The organism is Streptococcus mitis (assembly GCF_946190335.1).
GTDB lineage: Bacteria > Bacillota > Bacilli > Lactobacillales > Streptococcaceae > Streptococcus > Streptococcus mitis_CH.
In genome coordinates this window covers 53,204-74,042 of the sequence record NZ_CAMHZN010000006.1, presented here as the reverse complement: position 1 = coordinate 74,042, position 20,839 = coordinate 53,204, and the positions used below count along the sequence as shown (strand labels likewise).

25 protein-coding genes are annotated in these 20,839 nt (G+C 39.8%); 18 read left to right on the top strand and 7 right to left on the bottom strand.

All coding sequences use genetic code 11. The features are described from left to right. Nucleotides 1–61 precede the first annotated feature (61 nt). Genes N8O43_RS08705 through N8O43_RS08695 form a run of 3 tightly spaced genes read left to right on the top strand, consistent with a single transcriptional unit; the run spans nucleotide 62 to nucleotide 2,918 of the window. Nucleotides 62–826, top strand: a complete 765-nt coding sequence (locus N8O43_RS08705) for a nucleoside phosphorylase (RefSeq protein WP_261090084.1) — start codon at nucleotides 62–64, stop codon at nucleotides 824–826. Between the two features lie 33 nt (nucleotides 827–859). Next, nucleotides 860–2,239 (top strand): TrkH family potassium uptake protein, encoded by a 1,380-nt coding sequence (locus tag N8O43_RS08700; protein ID WP_261090083.1) that lies wholly within the window; start codon nucleotides 860–862, stop codon nucleotides 2,237–2,239. A gap of 13 nt (nucleotides 2,240–2,252) precedes the next feature. Next, the gene (locus N8O43_RS08695) at nucleotides 2,253–2,918 is read left to right on the top strand and encodes a potassium channel family protein (protein ID WP_261090135.1); all 666 of its coding nucleotides are present in this window, start codon (nucleotides 2,253–2,255) and stop codon (nucleotides 2,916–2,918) included. Nucleotides 2,919–2,994: 76 nt separating this feature from the next. Here N8O43_RS08695 and N8O43_RS08690 read toward each other — a convergent pair whose 3' ends face one another. Continuing rightward, nucleotides 2,995–3,231: a hypothetical protein gene (locus N8O43_RS08690; RefSeq protein ID WP_261223149.1), complete on the bottom strand. Its 237-nt coding sequence runs from the start codon at nucleotides 3,229–3,231 to the stop codon at nucleotides 2,995–2,997. A 39-nt stretch (nucleotides 3,232–3,270) separates the two neighbouring features. On the opposite strand from N8O43_RS08690, the gene N8O43_RS08685 reads away from it, so the two are divergent. The 10 genes from N8O43_RS08685 to N8O43_RS08635 all read left to right on the top strand — a co-directional run bounded on the left by N8O43_RS08685 (nucleotide 3,271) and on the right by N8O43_RS08635 (nucleotide 11,150). Continuing rightward, complete coding sequence (locus N8O43_RS08685; protein ID WP_261009392.1) at nucleotides 3,271–4,287, top strand: glycosyltransferase family 2 protein; 1,017 nt, start codon at nucleotides 3,271–3,273, stop codon at nucleotides 4,285–4,287. Between the two features lie 116 nt (nucleotides 4,288–4,403). After that, complete coding sequence (locus tag N8O43_RS08680) at nucleotides 4,404–6,221, top strand: SSURE domain-containing protein (protein ID WP_261090082.1); 1,818 nt, start codon at nucleotides 4,404–4,406, stop codon at nucleotides 6,219–6,221. A gap of 123 nt (nucleotides 6,222–6,344) precedes the next feature. Next, on the top strand, nucleotides 6,345–7,043 hold the full coding sequence (locus N8O43_RS08675; protein WP_261090081.1) for a response regulator transcription factor: 699 nt from the start codon (nucleotides 6,345–6,347) through the stop codon (nucleotides 7,041–7,043). Then, nucleotides 7,040–8,092 (top strand): sensor histidine kinase, encoded by a 1,053-nt coding sequence (locus N8O43_RS08670; RefSeq protein ID WP_261090080.1) that lies wholly within the window; start codon nucleotides 7,040–7,042, stop codon nucleotides 8,090–8,092. The genes N8O43_RS08675 and N8O43_RS08670 overlap by 4 nt, the downstream gene beginning before the upstream one ends. A 194-nt stretch (nucleotides 8,093–8,286) precedes the next feature. After that, nucleotides 8,287–8,898, top strand: coding sequence for a 30S ribosomal protein S4 (gene rpsD, locus N8O43_RS08665; RefSeq protein WP_000092756.1), 612 nt, complete (start codon nucleotides 8,287–8,289; stop codon nucleotides 8,896–8,898). A gap of 728 nt (nucleotides 8,899–9,626) precedes the next feature. Further along, on the top strand, nucleotides 9,627–9,887 hold the full coding sequence (locus tag N8O43_RS08655) for a hypothetical protein (RefSeq protein ID WP_261090133.1): 261 nt from the start codon (nucleotides 9,627–9,629) through the stop codon (nucleotides 9,885–9,887). 79 nt (nucleotides 9,888–9,966) lie between these two features. Beyond that, complete coding sequence (locus N8O43_RS08650) at nucleotides 9,967–10,266, top strand: DUF7675 family protein (RefSeq protein WP_261090079.1); 300 nt, start codon at nucleotides 9,967–9,969, stop codon at nucleotides 10,264–10,266. 61 nt (nucleotides 10,267–10,327) lie between these two features. Further along, nucleotides 10,328–10,597: a hypothetical protein gene (locus N8O43_RS08645; protein WP_020900513.1), complete on the top strand. Its 270-nt coding sequence runs from the start codon at nucleotides 10,328–10,330 to the stop codon at nucleotides 10,595–10,597. A gap of 44 nt (nucleotides 10,598–10,641) precedes the next feature. Continuing rightward, nucleotides 10,642–10,884 (top strand): hypothetical protein, encoded by a 243-nt coding sequence (locus N8O43_RS08640; RefSeq protein ID WP_125454804.1) that lies wholly within the window; start codon nucleotides 10,642–10,644, stop codon nucleotides 10,882–10,884. A 38-nt stretch (nucleotides 10,885–10,922) separates the two neighbouring features. Then, complete coding sequence (locus N8O43_RS08635; protein ID WP_261090078.1) at nucleotides 10,923–11,150, top strand: 16S rRNA processing protein RimM; 228 nt, start codon at nucleotides 10,923–10,925, stop codon at nucleotides 11,148–11,150. A gap of 224 nt (nucleotides 11,151–11,374) precedes the next feature. Here N8O43_RS08635 and N8O43_RS08630 read toward each other — a convergent pair whose 3' ends face one another. Next, nucleotides 11,375–11,578 (bottom strand): CPCC family cysteine-rich protein, encoded by a 204-nt coding sequence (locus N8O43_RS08630; protein ID WP_261090077.1) that lies wholly within the window; start codon nucleotides 11,576–11,578, stop codon nucleotides 11,375–11,377. A gap of 968 nt (nucleotides 11,579–12,546) precedes the next feature. On the opposite strand from N8O43_RS08630, the gene N8O43_RS08625 reads away from it, so the two are divergent. Further along, nucleotides 12,547–13,353, top strand: a complete 807-nt coding sequence (locus tag N8O43_RS08625; RefSeq protein ID WP_261009399.1) for a coiled-coil domain-containing protein — start codon at nucleotides 12,547–12,549, stop codon at nucleotides 13,351–13,353. A gap of 21 nt (nucleotides 13,354–13,374) precedes the next feature. Continuing rightward, nucleotides 13,375–14,622 (top strand): toxic anion resistance protein, encoded by a 1,248-nt coding sequence (locus N8O43_RS08620; RefSeq protein WP_261009400.1) that lies wholly within the window; start codon nucleotides 13,375–13,377, stop codon nucleotides 14,620–14,622. 37 nt (nucleotides 14,623–14,659) lie between these two features. On the opposite strand, the gene N8O43_RS08615 is transcribed toward N8O43_RS08620, so the two are convergent. The 5 genes from N8O43_RS08615 to N8O43_RS08595 all read right to left on the bottom strand — a co-directional run bounded on the left by N8O43_RS08615 (nucleotide 14,660) and on the right by N8O43_RS08595 (nucleotide 16,969). Next, nucleotides 14,660–15,181: an HXXEE domain-containing protein gene (locus tag N8O43_RS08615; protein WP_261009401.1), complete on the bottom strand. Its 522-nt coding sequence runs from the start codon at nucleotides 15,179–15,181 to the stop codon at nucleotides 14,660–14,662. Nucleotides 15,182–15,259: 78 nt separating this feature from the next. Beyond that, nucleotides 15,260–15,409 (bottom strand): 50S ribosomal protein L33, encoded by a 150-nt coding sequence (gene rpmG, locus N8O43_RS08610; protein WP_001265622.1) that lies wholly within the window; start codon nucleotides 15,407–15,409, stop codon nucleotides 15,260–15,262. Between the two features lie 15 nt (nucleotides 15,410–15,424). Continuing rightward, nucleotides 15,425–15,607, bottom strand: a complete 183-nt coding sequence (gene rpmF / locus N8O43_RS08605) for a 50S ribosomal protein L32 (protein ID WP_000290417.1) — start codon at nucleotides 15,605–15,607, stop codon at nucleotides 15,425–15,427. Nucleotides 15,608–15,758: 151 nt separating this feature from the next. Beyond that, nucleotides 15,759–15,959 carry a type II toxin-antitoxin system antitoxin gene (locus N8O43_RS08600; RefSeq protein ID WP_000796544.1) on the bottom strand — a complete coding sequence of 67 codons (201 nt, stop codon included), beginning with the start codon at nucleotides 15,957–15,959 and terminating at the stop codon, nucleotides 15,759–15,761. Between the two features lie 2 nt (nucleotides 15,960–15,961). Next, the gene (locus N8O43_RS08595; protein ID WP_261090076.1) at nucleotides 15,962–16,969 is read right to left on the bottom strand and encodes an SPFH domain-containing protein; all 1,008 of its coding nucleotides are present in this window, start codon (nucleotides 16,967–16,969) and stop codon (nucleotides 15,962–15,964) included. Nucleotides 16,970–17,160: 191 nt separating this feature from the next. Between N8O43_RS08595 and N8O43_RS08590 the strand changes: the two genes are divergently transcribed. The 3 genes from N8O43_RS08590 to N8O43_RS08580 are packed head-to-tail and all read left to right on the top strand — an operon-like array spanning nucleotide 17,161 to nucleotide 20,838. Further along, entirely contained in the window at nucleotides 17,161–19,191 is a 2,031-nt protein-coding gene (locus tag N8O43_RS08590; protein ID WP_261090075.1) for a BglG family transcription antiterminator, read from the top strand. 3 nt (nucleotides 19,192–19,194) lie between these two features. Continuing rightward, a complete protein-coding gene (locus N8O43_RS08585) occupies nucleotides 19,195–19,479 on the top strand; it encodes a PTS sugar transporter subunit IIB (protein ID WP_000912473.1) in 285 nt (94 codons plus the stop codon). Between the two features lie 12 nt (nucleotides 19,480–19,491). Then, nucleotides 19,492–20,838: a PTS ascorbate transporter subunit IIC gene (locus N8O43_RS08580; protein WP_000975289.1), complete on the top strand. Its 1,347-nt coding sequence runs from the start codon at nucleotides 19,492–19,494 to the stop codon at nucleotides 20,836–20,838. Nucleotide 20,839: the final 1 nt, after the last annotated feature.

The window sequence follows — 20,839 nt, the reverse complement described above, 5'->3', positions numbered from 1 at the left end:
AGAATTCCTTGACACTCTGTCAGCTTTTGATACAATAGTACAAAATCAGAGGAGGTGGGCTATGATTCAGAAACATGCGATTCCTATTTTAGAGTTTGATGATAATCCTCAGGCGGTCATCATGCCTGATCACGAGGGGTTGGACTTGCACTTGCCCAAGAAGTGTGTCTATGCTTTTTTAGAGGAGGAGATTGACCGCTATGCGAGGGAAGTAGGGGCGGACTGTGTCGGCGAATTTGTTTCTGCCACCAAGACCTATCCAGTCTATGTCGTTAACTACAAGGGCGAGGAAATTTGTCTGGCTCAGGCTCCTGTTGGTTCAGCTCCAGCAGCCCAGTTTATGGATTGGTTGATTGGTTACGGTGTGGAGCAGATTATTTCAACCGGAACCTGTGGTGTGCTGGCTTATATAGAGGAAAATGCCTTTCTCGTCCCAGTTCGGGCTTTACGAGATGAGGGCGCCAGTTACCACTATGTGGCACCTTCTCGTTATATGGAAATGCAGCCAGAGGCTATTGCTGCTATTGAGCGAGTGTTGGAAGACAGAGGGATTCCTTATGAAGAAGTCGTGACCTGGACGACAGACGGTTTTTACCGAGAAACGGCTGAAAAGGTGGCTTATCGCAAGGAAGAAGGCTGTGCTGTTGTAGAGATGGAGTGTTCTGCGCTTGCGGCAGTAGCCCAACTGCGTGGGGTTCTCTGGGGAGAATTGTTGTTCACAGCTGATTCCTTAGCAGACTTGGACCAGTACGATAGTCGTGACTGGGGTTCAGAAGCTTTCGAGAAGGCATTGGAACTCTGCCTTGAGATTGCCTCTCAGATCTAGCTACTCTCCTTCTTTTTATGGTACAATGGATGTATGTTCTTCAAATTATTTGTGAAAAAACTTGAAAGGGTCTTTGGCGGACTTTCACCTGCTCGTCGCATTTTTTTAAGTTTCGCTGGAGTTATTTTTATAGGCTCTCTTCTTTTGAGCTTGCCTTTTGTTCAGGCAAATGGTTCTCAGGCCACTTATTTTGACCATCTCTTTACGACGGTGTCCATGGTCTGTGTGACTGGCCTTTTTACGCAGCCAGTGGCTACGACCTATAATGTCTGGGGGCAGTTGATTTGTATGCTCTTGATACAGATTGGTGGTCTGGGGCTCATGACTTTTATCGGGGTCTTTTATATTCAGGGGAAGCAAAAACTCAGTCTTCGCAGTCGTGAAACCATTCAGGAGAGTTTTAGTTACGGGGAGACTCGGTCGCTGAAGGCCTTTATGCGGTCCATCTTTTTGACGACTTTTCTGGTGGAGGGCTTGGGTGCCTTCCTGCTAAGTTTCCGTTTTATTCCTGAGTTTGGCTGGGGACGAGGCATTTTTACCTCTATCTTTTTAGCTATTTCAGCCTTTTGTAATGCTGGTTTTGATAATTTCGGCAGTAGCAGTTTAGTGGCTTTTCAGACGGATCCCTTGATCAATCTGGTCATTGCTGGCTTGATTATCACAGGTGGTCTTGGCTTTATGGTCTGGTTTGACTTGGCAACCCAGTTTGACAAGAAGAAAAAACGCCGTCTGCGTTTCCACACCAAGCTGGTCCTATTCTTGACCGCAGGGATTTTGCTGTTTGGGACAGTATCTACACTCTTTACGGAATGGCACAATCCAGGAACCATTGGCAATCTCAGTGTTCCAGAGAAAGTGCTGGTTAGTTTTTTCCAAACTGTCAGCATGAGAACGGCTGGTTTTGCTTCTATTGATTACACCCAAGCTCGGCCTGTGACCTTGTTTATCTATATCCTACAGATGTTTCTCGGTGGAGCACCTGGAGGGACGGCTGGGGGTCTCAAGATTACGACTTTCTTTGTCTTGTTGGTTTTTGCGCGTAGTGAATTGCTGGGTTTACCTCATGCCAATGTTGCGCAGAGAACTATTGAGGCTCGAACAGTCCAAAAATCCTTTAGTGTCTTCATTATCTTTTTGATGACCTTCTTGTTAGGCTTGATGTTGTTGGGAATTACGGCAGAAGGAACACCGCGATTTATCTACCTCATGTTTGAGACCATTTCAGCTCTTGCGACAGTTGGGGTAACGGCAAATCTGACGCCAGAATTGGGCAAGTTAGCTCTTAGCATTGTCATGGTGCTCATGTTTATTGGCCGTATCGGTCCCTTGACCTTGCTGGTTAGTCTAGCTGACTACCAGCCTGATAAGAAAGATTTGATTCAGTATATGAAAGCAGATATTAGTATTGGATAAGAAAGGAAGAATGATGTCAGATCGTACGATTGGAATTTTAGGTTTGGGGATTTTCGGGAGTAGTGTCCTGATGGCCCTTGCCAAGCAAGATATGAATATCATTGCCATTGACGACCACGCCGAGCGAATCAATCAATTTGAGCCAGTATTGGCGCGTGGAGTTGTGGGCGATATCACAGACGAGGAACTCCTCAGAACTGCAGGAATTGATACCTGTGATACGGTTGTAGTGGCAACAGGGGAAAATCTGGAGTCGAGTGTGCTTGCAGTTATGCATTGTAAGAGTCTAGGGGTACCAAGGGTTATTGCCAAGGTCAAAAGCCAGACAGCCAAGAAGGTGCTAGAAAAAATCGGTGCTGACTCGGTGATTTCACCTGAGTATGAAATGGGGCAGTCTCTAGCGCAGACCATTCTCTTTCATAACAATGTTGATGTCTTTCAGCTGGATAAAAATGTGTCTATTGTGGAGATGAAAATTCCGAGTGTTTGGGCAGGTCAAAGCCTGAGTCAGCTAGACCTACGTGGCAAATACAATCTCAATGTCCTAGGATTTCGTGAACAAGAAAATTCACCACTGGATGTCCAGTTTGGACCTACTGACCTCTTGAAGGCAGATGCCTATATCTTGGCGGTTATTAACAACCAGTATCTAGATGACTTGGTAGAATTAAATTCGTAAGGAGGGAGCACCCCTCTTTTTTGATGTTCAAAATAGCAAATAGAGATAGTAACCCTTGTATTCTAGTAAAAGTCCTTCAGAAGCTGGACTTTATGGTAGAATAGAAAGAAGTGACAAGAGAGTAATACTCTTCGAAAATCTCTTCAAACCACGTCAACGTCGCCTTGCCGTAGGTATGGGTACTGACTTCGTCAGTTCTATCCACAACCTCAAAACAGTGTTTTGAGCTGACTTCGTCAGTTTTATCTGCAACCTCAAAGCGGTACTTTGAGCAGCCTGCGGCTAGTTTCCTAGTTTGCTCTTTGATTTTCATTGAGTATAAGAAAAAATCAGTCCCCTAAAGGAGTAGATTATGAAGTTATTGTCTATCGCCATCCCTAGCTATAATGCCGCTGCCTATCTTCATTACTGTGTGGAATCGCTAGTGATTGGTGGTGAGCAAGTTGAGATTTTGATTATCAATGATGGGTCTCAGGACCAGACTCAGGGAATCGCTGAGCGTTTAGCCAGCAAGTATCCTAACATCGTTAGAGCCATCTATCAGGAAAATAAAGGCCATGGGGGTGCAGTCAATCGCGGCTTAGCGGAGGCTTCTGGGCTCTATTTTAAAGTGGTTGATAGTGATGACTGGGTGGATCCTCGTGCTTACTTGAAAATTTTGGAGACCTTGCAAGAACTAGAGAGTGAGGGGCAGGAAGTTGATGCCTTTGTGACTAATTTTGTCTATGAAAAGGAAGGTCAGTCTCGTAAGAAGAGTATGAGTTATGAGTCAGTCTTGCCTGTTCGGCAGATTTTTGGCTGGGATCAGGTCGGAAATTTCTCCAAAGGCCAGTATATCATGATGCATTCGCTGATTTACCGGACAGATTTGTTGCGAGCGAGCCAGTTTCAATTGCCTGAGCATACTTTTTATGTCGATAATCTCTTTGTCTTTACCCCCCTTCAGCAGGTCAAGACCATGTACTATCTGCCTGTCGATTTCTATCGTTATTTGATTGGGCGTGAGGACCAGTCTATCAATGAGCAAGTGATGATTAAGCGCATTGACCAGCAACTCAAGGTCAATCGACTCTTGGTAGACCAGCTTGACTTGTCCAAAGTGAGCCACCCCAAAATGCGAGAATATCTGCTGAATCATATTGAGATTACGACGGTTATTTCCAGTGCCCTGCTCAACCGAGCTGGAACAGCGGAGCATCTTGCCAAAAAACGGGAGCTGTGGACCTATATTCAGCAGGAAAATCCAGAGGTATTTCAGACCATTCGCAAAACCATGTTGAGCCGTTTGACCAAACATTCAGTCTTGCCAGCCCGCAAACTTTCCAATGTCGTCTATCAAATCACCAAGTCTGTTTATGGATTTAATTAATATAAGTATTTTATAAGAGGAATTTAAGAAAAATTTTAACTTTTTCTTAATCCTTTTTAATTTTAGGAGATTATACTAGAGTCATCAAATAAAGAAAAAACTCTAAGGAGAATCCTATGAAATTCAATCTAAATCAAAGATATACTCGTTGGTCTATTCGCCGTCTCAGTGTCGGTGTTGCCTCAGTTGTTGTAGCCAGTGGCTTCTTTATCCTAGTTGGGCAACCAAGTTCTGTACGTGCCGATGTGGTCAATCCAACCCCTGCCCAAGTCGTGCCAGACGCAGATTCGGTGAGTGCAAAGAGCGACTTACCAGTAGAGGTTCTCAAGAAAGCAGTTGATGTAGCTCTTCCTTCAGAGAAGGCAGACTCAACACCTAAAGCAAGCTTGGATGCTACAAGCTCTCCAGAAAAAGTGAATGTAGCTGATAAAGACCAAGTGGTAGCGCCAAAAGAAGAAGTGCAAGCAAAACCAGAATCTAATAAACAAACAGAAGATGCGGTTAAACCTGCGACAAATCCTACGCCTACAGTTTCTGGACAAGACCGTGAAGCAAATGAAGCTCAACCAGCAACTACTCCAGCTGAAGTCCAAAAAGGCGTGGCCGATAATACTAAAGACACAGTAGACGTCCCAGCTACTTACCTAGATAAAGCCAATTTCCCTGGCCCGTTCACAGCTGGCGTCAATCAAGTTATTCCATATGAATTCTTCGCTGGTGACGGCATGTTAACTCGCCTTATCTTGAAAGCATCGGACAAGGCCCCATGGTCAGACAATGGTTCGGCTAAAAATCCCGCTCTCCCACCAGTAGAGAAATTGGGCAAAGGTCTCTACTTCTACGAAGTGGACTTGGCAGGTACTCAAGGTAAATCTGACAAAGAACTGCTTGACTTGTTGAAACAAAACGGCACTCAAAGTTACAAGGCAACTATCAAGGTTTATGGTGCGAAGGACGGCAAGGCCGATTTGAGCAACCTCGTAGCGACTAAGGATTTGGATGTCAACTTGAATAGCTTGACTACCCCAGCTGAAGTGCAAAAAGGTGTGGCCGACAACACTAAAGACACAGTAGATGTTCCGGCATCTTACTTGGACAAAGCGAACTTCCCTGGTCCATTCACAGCCGGTGTCAACCAAGTCATTCCATACGAATTCTTCGCTGGTGACGGTATGTTGACTCGCCTTATCTTGAAAGCTTCTGACAAGGCTCCATGGTCAGACAATGGTTCAGCTAAAAATCCCGCTCTTCCACCAGTAGAAAAATTGGGCAAAGGTCTCTACTTCTATGAAGTGGATTTGGCTGGTACCCAAGGTAAATCAGATAAAGAGCTTCTAGATCTCTTGAAACAAAACGGAACTCAAAGTTATAAAGCTACCATCAAAGTTTACGGTGCGAAAGACGGCAAGGTTGATTTGAGCAACCTCGTAGCGACTAAGGATTTGACAGTGAACTTGAATGGACATCAGTCTCTGATTCCGATGCAGTCAGGTTTCGTCCCATCTTCTAATGGTTCAGCTATGCCGGCTCCAATGATGAATAGTCATCAAGATGCGTCTAAGATGAACGCTCAAATGCCTAGTGTCAATCAAGATGATATGAAATCTAAAATGCCAGCTGCTAGTCAGGATAAGATGATGCCTAACAAAGAGCAGGACAAAACCATGAATGCTAGCCAGCCAATGGCAACACCAAGCATGAAACAAGATCAAGCTCCAGCAGCCTCAAGCAAAGCGTCTGATGAAGGCAAGATAGCATCTACTAACAAGGAGTCAACTCCAATGATGCCTGATCAAATGAAAGACCAAAAAGACATGCTTCCATATACTGGTGAAGCCCAAACATCAATGGCTACTATTGGATTCTTTGGATTAGCCTTGGCCGGCCTGCTAGGTGGACTCGGTTTGAAAGCTAAAAAAGAAGAAAATGACTAGTCTAGCTACAGACTTTCTATCTAGGATATGAAAAATCCAGATATCGTTTAGAATGTTCGTAAAGGGATTAAAATAGTGTTATACTATTGTGGTATAGCACTGTTTTTTTCAAAGGAGAGACAGATGGGAAAGACAATTTTACTCGTTGACGACGAGGTAGAAATCACAGATATTCATCAACGCTATCTGGTTCAGGCAGGGTATCAGGTTTTGGTGGCTCATGATGGAGTAGAGGCCTTGGAAATCTTCAAGCGAAAACCGATTGATTTGATTATTACAGATATCATGATGCCTCGGATGGATGGTTATGATTTGATTAGCGAAGTTCAGTATCAGTCTCCGGATCAGTCTTTTCTCTTTATTACGGCTAAGACCAGCGAGCAGGACAAGATTTATGGCCTGAGCTTAGGGGCAGATGACTTTATTGCCAAGCCCTTTAGCCCACGTGAGCTGGTTTTGCGTGTCCATAATATCTTACGTCGCCTTCATCGTGGAGGTGAGACAGAGGTCGTCAATCTCGGGGATTTACGGATGAATCACGGTAGTCATGAGGTCCAAGTTGGAGATGTGGCGCTTGATTTGACAGTCAAATCCTTCGAACTTCTATGGCTTCTAGCCAGCAATCCAGAGCGGGTTTTCTCTAAGACAGACCTCTATGAAAAGGTCTGGCAAGAAGACTATGTGGATGATACCAATACCTTGAATGTTCATATTCATGCTCTTCGACAGGAGTTGGCTAAACATGCTAGTTCAGAAACACCGACCATCAAAACCGTCTGGGGCTTGGGCTACAAAATTGAGAAAGCACGAGGTAGTCAATGAAATTAAAAAGTTATATTTTAGTGGGGTATATCATTTCAACACTCCTAACGATTATCGTGGTTTTTTGGGCCATCCAGCGAATGTTAATTGAAGAAAGAGAAATTTATTTCCTAGTGGGTATGACTCTCGTGGCTAGTTTTATCGGTGCTGGGATTAGTCTCTTTCTCCTATCGCCGGTCTTTACTTCATTGGGCAAACTCAAGGAACATGCCAAGCGGGTAGCGGATAAGGACTTTCCATCAAATCTGGAGGTTCAAGGCCCTGTAGAATTTCAACAATTAGGCCAAGCTTTCAATGAAATGTCCCATGATTTGCAGGCCACCTTTGATTCCTTGGAAGAAAGCGAACGAGAAAAGGGCTTGATGATTGCTCAACTTTCGCATGATATCAAGACCCCTATCACGTCAATCCAAGCGACGGTAGAAGGGATTTTGGATGGGGTTATCAAGGAAGGAGAACAGGACCATTATCTAGCAACCATTGGACGCCAGACTGAAAGACTCAATAAACTGGTTGAGGAGTTGAATTTTTTGACTCTAAACACAGTTAGAAATCAGGTCGAAACGACCAGCAAAGACAGCATTTTTCTGGACCAGCTCTTGATTGAGTGCATGAGTGAATTTCAGTTCTTGATTGAGCAGGAGGAGCGAGATGTCCACTTACAGGTAATCCCTGAGTCTGCTCGGATTGAGGGAGATTATGCCAAGCTTTCTCGTATCTTGGTGAATCTGGTCAATAACGCTTTTAAATACTCCGCTCCAGGAACCAAGCTGGAAGTGGTGGCTAAGCTGGAAAATAACCAGCTTTCAATCAGTGTGACCGATGAGGGACAGGGGATTGCCCCAGAGGATTTGGAGAATATTTTCAAACGCCTTTATCGTGTAGAGACTTCTCGTAACATGAAAACGGGTGGTCATGGCTTAGGACTTGCGATTGCGCGTGAATTGGCTCATCAATTGGGTGGAGAAATCACAGTTACCAGCCAGTACGGTCTCGGAAGCACCTTTACCCTCGTTCTCAATCTCTCTGGCAGTGAAAATAAAGCTTAAAACCCCTTTACAAATCTAGCCATTCATGGTAAAATGGATTTTGTGTGAAATATCAGCAGGAAAGCATGAAGCTCGTCAACAGGTGTCTTATGATAAGTAACCTTGGCTGTTTAGGCGAAGGGCATCTGCACGAATCAGGGCTTTCTAAGTGACTATTTCCACCGAAATATTATTTATATCAGGAGGACATTCACATGTCACGTTATACAGGACCATCTTGGAAACAAGCTCGTCGCCTTGGCCTTTCACTTACAGGTACAGGTAAAGAATTGGCACGTCGTAACTACGTACCAGGACAACACGGACCAAACAACCGTTCTAAATTGTCAGAATACGGTTTGCAATTGGCTGAAAAACAAAAACTTCGTTTCACTTACGGTGTAGGTGAAAAACAATTCCGTAACTTGTTCGTACAAGCTACAAAAATCAAAGGCGGAATCCTAGGTTTCAACTTCATGCTTCTTTTGGAACGTCGTTTGGATAACGTTGTTTACCGTCTTGGTCTTGCGACTACTCGTCGTCAAGCTCGTCAATTCGTAAACCACGGTCACATCCTTGTTGACGGAAAACGCGTTGATATCCCATCATACCGCGTAACTCCAGGTCAAGTGATTTCAGTTCGTGAAAAATCATTGAAAGTTCCAGCAATCCTTGAAGCAGTAGAAGCTACTCTTGGACGTCCAGCATTCGTATCATTCGATGCTGAAAAATTGGAAGGTTCATTGACTCGCTTACCAGAACGCGACGAAATCAACCCAGAAATCAACGAAGCACTTGTCGTTGAATTCTACAACAAAATGCTTTAATTTTAAGAAATATCTTACAGAAAGCCTACAACAGTGGGCTTTTTGCTTTGTCTTCAAACGTTGATTTCTGGGTTTGTCCCCCTTTACAAAGAACTAACAGCTTTCTCATAAAATGAGACGACTATTTTTGCTTTTTCTTTGGAGAGATGACTGTAAGTGTCCATAGTCATAGCTAATGTAGAATGACCTAATTCCTTACCAAATGGTATGGAGAATGGACTTGAACCAAGAGTGAACGCCGAGAAAATGCAAAAAAGCACTTAGAAAAATCTAAGCGCTCAAGAGTAGTGGACGGTGTGCCTGTCCCGTCTTCTCATACTATAAAGTTGCGTAGCGACACTATCATTTCTACTTCACTTCTCTTTAAACTAATTATATCATAAAGGAGTAGCAGCTTGACCGCGGACGAAGTAGAAAAGAAGCTAAAAAGCTATTGTAATGGTGTCTTGTGGATTGAATATTAGGATAGGAAAGTTTATAATGAAGTTAAAGTAAAGGAGGTTTCGTTTTAGATTTGATGATACCACCAAGCAAAGAGTTATTGATTTTTTATAAACAAATTGATTAGTGGGTTGACCAAGTTTATCCAGATCAAGATAAACCTTCTTTATCGTTTAAGAAAGACACTTCCTAATCTATTTTAGATTTATTTTATAGCATTAAATCGAAAATTGGTTTTGATTCCCTAGAACGCAAGTATTGAAATAATAATTATGGACAAATTAATCATGAAAAATAAGATAATTGATGTTTATAAAATTGCGAATCGTCTTGTTTCTATTACTGTTGAGAATCCTGATTTTTCAGATTTGAAAATCAATCAGTTTGTTAGAATTGGAGAAAAAGAATATAGGGTACGTAGTGTCCCTATGATTCATTCAACTCCACCTAAATCGATCTTAGAAATAGATACATTTACGATTGACTACACTGAGGATGACTTGATGAATAAAGAGGCGGTATTTAGAAGATCGAATAGCGAAGCTTAACGGATCAATTAGAAATTGTAGTAAGAATCTGGTCTTTTTAATAAAAGACATATAAGAAATGATAGGAAAAATCAGAATAATGACAGATTTTAATGAGAATGGATGCGATGATTTAGAGTTGCTAGATGGGATGTGTGACTCCGTTACAGCAGAATCTTTTCTTGAAGAATACAGTGATTTTTACAAAGAGACTGAAGAGTCAAAAATATGGTGGATTGATAAAATAGATTCTATAGGAGAACATCTATTGAGCTTTGATCAGAAAAAAATTTACAACTTATTTGAGGACTATCCTTATAATATGACTGAAGAAGAGGTTGAAATTTTTGATAGTGAAAATCCTTTTTGGAGAGATTTTTTCTCAGACAGAAAATTATAAGCAATCCGTTTATATTGAGCTTTTTAGAGATAGGGCTAATAGAAAATAAAGGTATTTAAAGATGATTAAAATTTCAATCAGTTTGTTGCTAGATGCGATTGAAGATAACATCAACGACGAAGAACTTCAATCTATCGATTTCGAGAGTCATATTAGAAAAATTACAAAAGAATTCCAGGGAGAAAATGGCGAATTCTTAGTAAAAGAAGAAGCGTTTGAAACACTCCCTTTGGACAGAGATAAAAAGGATAAAATCATTGAGCAAATAAAGCAAAATAGTCAAAATGTTTTCGAAGACGATTTCGATACCTTGTTGCAATTATATTTTTGAGCATCAGGAATAATTCAAGCGCATTATTTCATACTAAATAGAAAATGACAAAGATTGATAAACAAATTATTACGATGTACAAAATAGAAGATGGAGCCTCTAAGAGGCAGTATTCTATTGTGAGTGGAGGTTGTAAAGGAATTGCAACTATCGATAAAATTACTTTGGAATATAGCTATGTTGGAGATGATTTAGGACAATTCGCTTCGTTTGTAAAAGATACTTTAAGTAAAAGCATTAAGTTAGGAAAAGAATTGCCAGATAAGTTTTCGTATGGCTTTGGATAAGTTGTGGAATATCTTATATAGGAGAATCAAGATATATTATGGCAATATTAGATGATTTACGAGCATTGTATGACAATGGTTGGGACGCTTCTTTTGATTATAAGGGTCAAGTATGTGGTGTTTTTCCTAATTCTGTTTATGACATTGTAGTCGTACTTGGAGATAATGAATTTAAAGTGTCATCTTTTGATGAGTTAATTTCTTTACAGATTAATGGGAAAGCTTTGCTGGAAATCATGAGTGAGGTTGAAGTACAATATGGTTGAAGTACAATATGGTTGAAGTACAATAGAGAAAAAGATAGACAATAAATTCAGATGCACAGATTGAAAGTTGAGAAAAAAGTGCTATAATTAAGATATGAAGGATAGAGGTTGAGAATCTGTCACCAACGCGCCACTTATAGTGGGTCGAGAAATGCAGGAGCCCCGACAGTCCTGCCTATCCTTGCAAATAAATCAGCCCTTAGAAACGATTCTAGGGGCTTTTGTTATCTAAGCGGTAAACCTTTTGCGTAAGCTTCTTTGGCTTCGGCTAGAGTCATTTTATTTGGGCCACCGTCAATATTTATAATACCAGTATTATGCCAACGACAGACATCACAGATATCGTAGTCCATAACTTCAGTTCCACAAACAGGACAATGCAACCATAAATATCCATCAATTACCCAAGTCTCTTTTGATTTATCCATATCAATCCCTCTTTCTCTATTCATTGATTGTAATTGTAATGGTATCCCAATTTTTCGATGAACCGTCAATATCAACGAACCTTTCCATCATTATACTGCAAATCGAGGGTGATTACTAATAATTGAGTGGGTTTTCTAGATGTGGTATGATAGTATTATTAGGTAATAAAAAAGCACGTTTGACCGTGCTAGTTTCTTGCCTGCTGAACTCATCATTTTAAGTTCCTTTTTGTTACCCTTTATGTTTTCTCAACATATTTGAATTTAATAGTTTTTGAGAAAATCAAGTTAGATTTAGAGCAGGCTTAGGCCTACTTTTCTCTATCTAAATCCAGCAAGATAACAAAATGCTTTAATTTTAAGAAATATCTTACAGAAAGCCTACAACAGTGGGCTTTTTGCTTTGTCTTAAAATGTTGATTTCTGGGTTTGCTTAGAGATTTGCTAGTAAGGTTATTTGTGTATCTAAGTCTATCTATTCAAAGAATGACACGATGTTGATGATATAAATCTGGTATGATATAATATTTTGGCCCCCTCACTTTAAGGAAGGGAGGTGTTACATATGTTAGAAACTTTACTCACAGTGTTTCTAGCTCCGTTACTTATTAACGTGTTATCTGAGCTTTTCAAGTTATGGCTTAAGAAACGTAAAAAGTAATGGTTAACCCTTTTAGAGGGTAGCAAAAAACCCCATCGATGGCACGGTGGGGCTTTTTTAGTTACATATGCTGTAACTTTACTCACATTGTAAGTTCATTCTAACACAACTCCCCCGATATTTCAAGCTTTTGTTTTGATATTCCTCAGAGTGTGTTTGTGGTTTGAGTCCGCTTCACTGAAATTAGCACACGCGCTACCAAGTTCCATTCTACAGCAAAGAAATCAACTCTTTTCTAGGGGATTTCCGCCCTCATTTTGCTCTTTTGTGCTAAAATAGACTTATAAATTGAAAATAAGGAATGTTTATGAAATCAGGTAATGGTTTTTGGAAAGGTTGTCTCTATTTTTGGGGCTTCTTGTTCTTACTGGGCTTGTTGGTCCAATATGCTCTTCCACTTGCGGCTTGTGTCCTACTAGGCTATGGTGGTTATCGCCTCTATAAACGTTGGCGCTATCCTCTTTTGCAGGATCGTTTGCTCGATGATCGGATTGAGCTTTTAAAAGCTAGGATTCGCCAGGTGGACAAAGATATTCAGCAGTTAGAGGGAGTCTTGGTAGAAAAAGGCTCAGAGTCCTATAAGAGTCTGGCCAATCAAGTATTAATCGAACTGCGGGAAATCCATCAGGAGGCGGATCGTCTCAAGTCCTATATCGATGCTGATGTCTACAACCGTATTGACAAAAAGGTTCGTACAGTAAGGGCAAACATCGATGTTCAGCTAGAACGTTTGGATAGAGAAAGTCAGGTAGATCTTGAAAATGCGGAGCCAGAGGAATTAGCTCCAGAATTGTCCCAGACCTTGGCCAATATTGCTATTGACCATCAGGCTATTTTAGACAAGATTGCTACCTCTGCCGAGGGGGATAAGGAAGAATTGACGGCCATTCATAGTTTGAAGATGGAGAAATTCCAAACGATTTTAGAAGGCTATTTGAAGATTAAGGCCAATCCTAAAAACTATAATCGGGCAGAAGAACGCTTAGAGCAAGCTAAAGTAGCCATCGAACAATTTGACCTTGAACTGGACCAAGTCTTGAGAGAACTCAATGAAACAGATATGCGTGATTTTGATATCAGTCTGCGTATTCTAGAAAAAGATCGTAAAGAATAGGTTAGAAACAAAGGAGTAACCATGACAGAATTTAATTTTGATATTGACCAGATTGCCAATAATACGGTAGCTAAGGTGGATAAAACAACCCAAATCATCGAGACAAATACTGGCTCGGACAAGACCTTGACCTTCCTTGAAAAGTTGAGCCCTGAGCAGCAAGAAGGAATCAAAGCGCACGTGCCCCAGTTAGTAGACCAGTTTGTCACCAATCAAAATGCTCTCTTAGATTTTGGGCAATCTGCTGTCGAAGGTGTGAACAATACGGTCAATCGTATCTTGTCAGAACAAAAGAAACTACAGATTCCCCAAGTGGATGATCTACTCAAGAATACCAACCGTGAGTTGCAAGGCTTTGTAGTCAAATACAAGAACGCTGAAATTGCTGAGTTAGAAGAAAAGCCAAACTTTTTGCAACGATTGTTTAACAAGAGCAAGAATACCCTACAGGAATTTTACTTTGATTCAAAAACAGTGGAGCAAAAGCTCGATGGCATGGCTGCCGCAGTGGTCAAGCAAGAAGATGTGCTAGCTCGAAATATCGTCTCTGCTGAGATGTTGATTGAGGACAATACCAAATCCATTGAAAATTTAGTGGGAGTAATTTCCTTTATCGAAGCCAGCCAGACAGAAGCTGGTAATCGCGCTGCCGAACTGAAGGCCCAAGCTGACCAACTTGATACAAGTACGGTAGAATACCAAACCAAGTCACAAGAATTGGCCCGCATGGCTGAAGTGGTCAATACCCTTGAACAACAACACACAGAGTATGTCAGCCGTCTCTATGTTGCCTGGGCAACAACACCTCAGATGCGCAATCTGGTGAAGGTGTCATCTGATATGCGCCAAAAATTGGGCATGCTTCGTCGCAATACGATTCCTACAATGAAGCTTTCTATTGCCCAACTGGGTATTTTGCAACAATCAATGAAATCAGGTGTCGTGGCAGATGCCATTGTCAATGCCAATAATGCTGCCCTTCAGATGCTAGCTGAAACCAGCAAGGAAGTGATTCCGCAGATGGAACGAATTGCCCAAAGCCCGACAGTCGCTGTCGAATCGGTTACTAAACTGGCTGAAAGTCTGGTCGCTCAAAACCAAGGTATCGTCGCAGCTATTGAATTGGGTCGTCAGAAACGTGCCCAACTAGAAACAACCATTGTCAAGTCCGCAGAAATGATCAACGATTCTGTCAAACTACGCGATGAGAAAATTGTCCAAGTCCTTCTAGACCAAGGAAAGGCCGCTCAGAAAGAAGTTCAAGAATAACACACAAGTCCTCTGTAATGTAGATTTGCAGGGGATTTTATTCGTTTTTGTGGACAAGCCAGGTGGAATATTTTTTCCCAATCCAAAGGGCAAAGAGGAGATTGATGATGACGACGCCTGAACCGACCAGTGAAAATAGGAAAAATTCGCTAGTCGAAATTTGCCACAAATGCACGATGTCTGTAATCAAATAAGCACTGACAGGAAAACAAATGGTAGAAGTAATCAGAGCAGGGATATACTTGCGAAGAAGGATTGATTGTCCGATATGGAGCAAGAGATGAATAGCAAAGACTACAAATCCCCCTAACCAAACTAATTCGAGAACTCTAGATTGAGTAAAATATGCTAATAAAGTGATGGATAAGACAAGGAAAAATTCTTCAAAAACAGCAAGGGCAAATCCCTCTGTTGTCATTTCTTTGTGGATCTTGAGAATAGTTGGAGCCTTTTGGGCCAGTAAGGTTTCGTTGAGACAGATCCAAGAGACAAGACCGATAATTTCTTCCATATCGTGAAAGATAAAAAGTAGAGGAAACATCCAAAGATAAAATGCCATAAATCTCTCCTGAAAAGTTATAGACTGCCAGCCAATCAAGCAAAAAACGCCCAGTAAGGCGTTTTGAGTTAGGTATGCTTACTTAACTTCTGTAAACACAACGTGTTTGCGAAGTTTTGGTGAGTATTTCTTCAATTGAAGACGGTCTGGAGTGTTACGTTTGTTTTTAGAAGTAAGGTACAAGCGTTCACCAGATTCTTTGTGTTCAAGTGTAATATTTACGCGCATGGTATCTCCCTTCTATTATTCAGCTGATGCAGCTTTAGCGATTTTACGTCCTTTGTAGTATCCTTTAAGTGATACACGGTGAGAACGTGAGTAATCTCCAGTAGTTTCGTCAAAGTTTACAGATGGAGCTGTTACTTTGTAGTGTGTACGACGTTTGTTTTTCTTCGCTTTTGAAGTGCGACGTGCAGGTACTGCCATTTTGATTTCTCCTTTAGGTATTTATATTCGATTCAATCTACTGATTTTCATCAACCATACTAGGATAACACATTTTTTTTGTAAAGTAAAGTTACTTGACAAAAAAAGATGAAAAAATTCTCCTGTCTGATATAGCAGACAAGAGAAGGTGTTAAATATCAATCTCAAATGGTTCGTCAATGGTTTCTGATACGTATTTTCCGTCTTTTTTCCGTTGCTTGACACACTCTGTGAGGAGATATTCGATTTGCCCATTGACTGAACGAAAGTCATCTTCTGCCCATGATGCGAGTGCAGCGTATAACTTTGTTGAGAGTCGAAGGGGAATCTGCTTTTTTTTAGCTTCAGCCATCTTTAGTAAAGACTTCCTGTGTTGACAATTGGTTGTGCATCATGATTGCCACAAAGAACGACTAGGAGATTTGAAACCATGGCAGCTTTTCGTTCTTCGTCAAGCTCTACCAATTCCCCTTCATTAAGCCGTTCTAGTGCCATTTCGACCATTCCTACAGCACCATCTACAATCATCTTACGTGCATCAATAATGGCAGAAGCTTGTTGACGTTGAAGCATAACAGCTGCAATTTCTGGAGCGTAAGCTAGGTAAGTAATACGCGCTTCAAGGATTTCCAAGCCAGCATCCTCAACACGACTTTGGATTTCTTCACGAATACGGTTAGCCACAATTTCGCTAGAGCCACGGAGACTACCTTCGTCTGCTTGCCCGTCACCCGTAGTATCTACATTAGGAGACACATCGTAAGGATAGATGCGGACAATATTACGGAGGGCGCTATCACATTGTAATGAAAGATATTCTTTATAGTTATCAACGTTGAAGACTGCCTTAGCGGTATTGACAACTCTCCAAGTTACCGCGATACCGATTTCTACAGGGTTTCCTAGACAATCATTGATTTTTTGACGGGAATTGCTCAAGGTCATAACTTTGAGGGAAATCTGTTTCTTGCCAATTTCAAGATTTACATCATTGCCATTTGATGATTTAGAACCTAAAAAAGGAGATTTTGTGCTAACATCACCACTTTGTCCAAGTCGAGTGTGGTTTGCAGGGTTGACTGCTACGCTGAAGGGATTGACAAAGTAAAAACCAGGTTCTTTAATAGTACCTGTATAGTTACCAAAGAGTGTTAGAACCAAAGCTTCTTGAGGTTTGACAACTTTTAAACCAACATGAGCTAGTGCTGCAATTACGATTAGTACAAGTCCGATAATAATTCCAAAAATGTTTTCCGAACCAGCGCCCATTACAAATATAAAGACACCAAGAACGAGCGCTAATTCAATGAGAATCAATGCTAATACACCATTTGCTTTTGAATTGATTAGTTTTTCAGTCATAATAATGGCCTCCTATTATTTGATATCTAAATGATATCACTTTGTTTTAAAAAGTCAATAGAAAGTTGAAAAATAATCACTAAAAACTTTCAGCCCAATAATTACTTGTAGAAGGTGAGATTATATTGTGCTGAAATACTCTTTTATTCTTATAACTTTTACACTATAATTGTAGTTAGAAAGGAAGAGAAATGTTTGATTATAGAGCACTAGTTATTTTGATGACTTTGATGGATCATTGTGAGCTATCATTATATGAATTATCTGTTAAGGTGAGCTTACCTATAAAGGAAGTCAAAGAAGGAATAGATTATTTAGTGCCTTATCTAGCTAATAAAGGGATAGTGCTGTATAAAAAACAAGGTCGCTATAGTTTATCAAATCGTACGAAGCAGTCTTTGACAGATATTATTAGATCGGATGAATTGGTTTTACCAAAGTCGACTCGCTTAGCTTTAATCTATCTTTACACTTTTTGCCGATTAGATTTTATATCGAATAATCATTACCAAGACTTTTTGAAAGTAAGTAAGAATACAACCTTATCTGATATTCAATCATTAAGAAAGATTATGTTAGATAATGATTTGGAGCTAGGGTACAGTAGAGCAAAAGGTTATACTTTACACGGTTCAGAGTGGAATAAGCACCGTTTAGCTTTTCAAATGGTTAGTGAGTTGCTGAAATCCTCCATAGGGATTTGGGGGTTGGATTATGTTTTATCCAGTTGGGGGTATTCATTAACTTATGATTTGATTGATCAGGTAGTTAAAGATTATTATGAAAAGCTACAGATAGTACCTATTGTTAATCAATTAAAAGTTTGCCTTTTCGGTTTAGTATTCATTATATGTAGGTATCAAAGAGATGTTGAAAGAGTATGTCTTTCAGAGACACTAGTATCTCCTATTATTCAAGATATAACGACTATTTTATTGGATACAGTAGTTGATTTGGGAATTATAGATACGGTGTTTTCTGAGGATGATTATCGCTATATCACTGTTTTATTATTAAGTTGTTTTGAAGGTGAAGTAGATGTTGCTCCGGTTTACTTTAATCAATTAACAGAGGCTATTATAAGTAGAATGGAAGATATTTCTCTGTTACATTTTAAACAAAGAGAAGTATTGAGAGAAAATCTTCGCCGCCACCTTATACCGGCTTACTATAGATTAAAGTTCGGCTTACCTAGTTCAAATGAATATGTGTTGCATGTTAAAGAACATTATCCTGATTTATTTGAACTAGTAAAAGATTCTTTGACTCCCTTGATGGACGCTATTGACAAACCCATACCTGATAGTGAAACAGCATATTTTGTTGTCCATTTTGGAGGTTATTTAAAGAATGCAGATACTTTGCCTCAAAAATGTTATAAAGCAGCAATTATTTGTCCTAATGGGATTAGTTCTTCATTGATGTTAAAAGAAAATCTATTAGCATTGTTTCCTCAAATTGAATTTATAGGGACTTCAAAGATTGACGATTTACCGGCGAAAACTAGTAGTGACTATGATATGGTTTTTTCTACTATAAAGGTAGAGACAGAGAAGCCAAATTATCTAGTTTCCGTTATGATGACTGAAGAACAAACAACTCAATTAGTTGAATTGGTATCAAAAGATTTTCCGGATACAGGTTATCAAGATATTGAGCTGAATCAGATAATTAGTATAGTAAGACGATATAGTGTAATCACACAAGAATTAGAGTTGAAATTAGCATTAAAGCGATATCTCTATCAAGAAATGAATAGAAAGGAAATGTTACCATTGTTAGAAGAATTAATTACAAAAGAAACCTATCAGGTTAGTTCGAAAAAATTAGGATGGAAGGAGGCGATTCGTTTAGCAGCTAAACCGCTTTTGGATCAACATAAGATAACTGAGAACTACCCTGAGGCAATGATTCAAAAAGTAGAAGAGTTTGGACCTTTTATTAATTTAGGGAAGGGAGTAGCAATTCCTCACGCTCGACCAGATGAAGGCGTGAATGAAATAGGAATGTCAATGTTAGTTTTGGAAGAGCCGATTTATTTATTGGATAATCCAGAACAAGAGGTAAGATTGTTGATTTGTATTGCAGCCATTGATAATGAGAGTCATTTAAAGGCTTTGTCACATTTAACAACAATTTTAAGAGATAAAAATCATGTTCAAGCTTTAATTTCATCAAAAAACTATGATGACATTAAAATGATAATTAAACAGGAGGATTAGATAATGTTAAAAATTGGTACAGCTTGTGGTTCAGGATTAGGTTCAAGTTTTATGGTACAGATGAATATTGAATCTGTATTGAGTGATTTGAATGTTTCAGATGTAGAAGTTGAACATTATGATTTAGGTGGAGCAGATCCAAATGCAGCCGATATTTGGATTGTTGGTCGTGATTTAGCTGATTCAGCTAGTCATCTTGGAGATGTTCGTATTTTAAATAGTATTATTGATATGGACGAGCTACGAGAATTAATTACTAAAATTTGTGAAGAAAAAGAACTTATATAGGAGGCTAGCGTCATGATGAAGTTCATATTGGATATTGTTAGTACACCAGCTATTTTAGTAGCTTTAATTGCAATCTTAGGATTAGTTCTTCAGAAGAAGAAATTACCTGATATTATTAAAGGTGGAATTAAGACTTTTGTTGGTTTCTTAGTTGTATCTGGTGGTGCAGGAATTGTGCAAAATTCTTTGAATCCATTTGGTACCATGTTTGAACATGCTTTTCATTTATCTGGAGTTGTACCGAATAATGAAGCAATTGTAGCTGTAGCTTTAACAACATATGGCTCAGCTACTGCAATGATTATGTTTGCAGGTATGGTGTTCAATATCTTAATCGCTCGTTTTACTCGATTTAAATATATCTTTTTAACAGGGCACCACACTCTATATATGGCGTGTATGATTGCGGTCATTTTATCAGTTGCTGGCTTTACTAGTTTGCCTCTTATCTTACTAGGAGGATTAGCACTCGGTATTATTATGAGTATTTCTCCAGCATTTGTACAAAAATATATGGTTCAATTAACTGGAAATGACAAGGTAGCTTTAGGTCATTTCAGTTCTTTGGGATATTGGTTGAGTGGTTTCACTGGTAGCCTTATCGGTGACAAATCAAAATCAACAGAGGACATTAAATTCCCAAAGAGTTTAGCTTTTTTACGTGATAGTACTGTTAGTATTACTTTATCTATGGCAGTTATTTACATTATTGTAGCTATCTTTGCAGGGTCAGAATATATAGAAAAAGAAATCAGTAATGGTACAAGTGGTCTAGTTTATGCTTTACAATTAGCAGGTCAATTTGCAGCAGGTGTATTTGTTATTTTAGCAGGTGTTCGCCTTATTTTGGGTGAAATTGTTCCAGCCTTTAAAGGTATCTCAGAGCGTCTCGTACCTAATTCAAAACCTGCTTTGGATTGTCCGATTGTTTATACTTATGCACCTAATGCAGTCCTAATTGGATTTATCTCTAGTTTTGTTGGTGGTTTAGTAAGTATGGCAATTATGATTGCTTCAGGAACGGTTGTCATCTTACCAGGCGTTGTGCCTCATTTCTTCTGTGGAGCGACTGCAGGTGTCATCGGGAATGCATCTGGTGGTGTTCGTGGAGCCACTATTGGAGCATTTTTACAAGGTATTTTAATTAGTTTTCTTCCAGTCTTTTTAATGCCAGTTTTGGGAGGACTTGGTTTCCAAGGGTCAACTTTCTCAGATGCAGATTTTGGTCTATCAGGAATTATTTTAGGAATGTTGAATCAATTTGGCTCACAAGCAGGTATTGTTATTGGTCTTGTTCTTATTTTAGCAGTTATGTTTGGAGTATCCTTTATTAAAAAGCCATCTGCAAAGGAGGAATAAG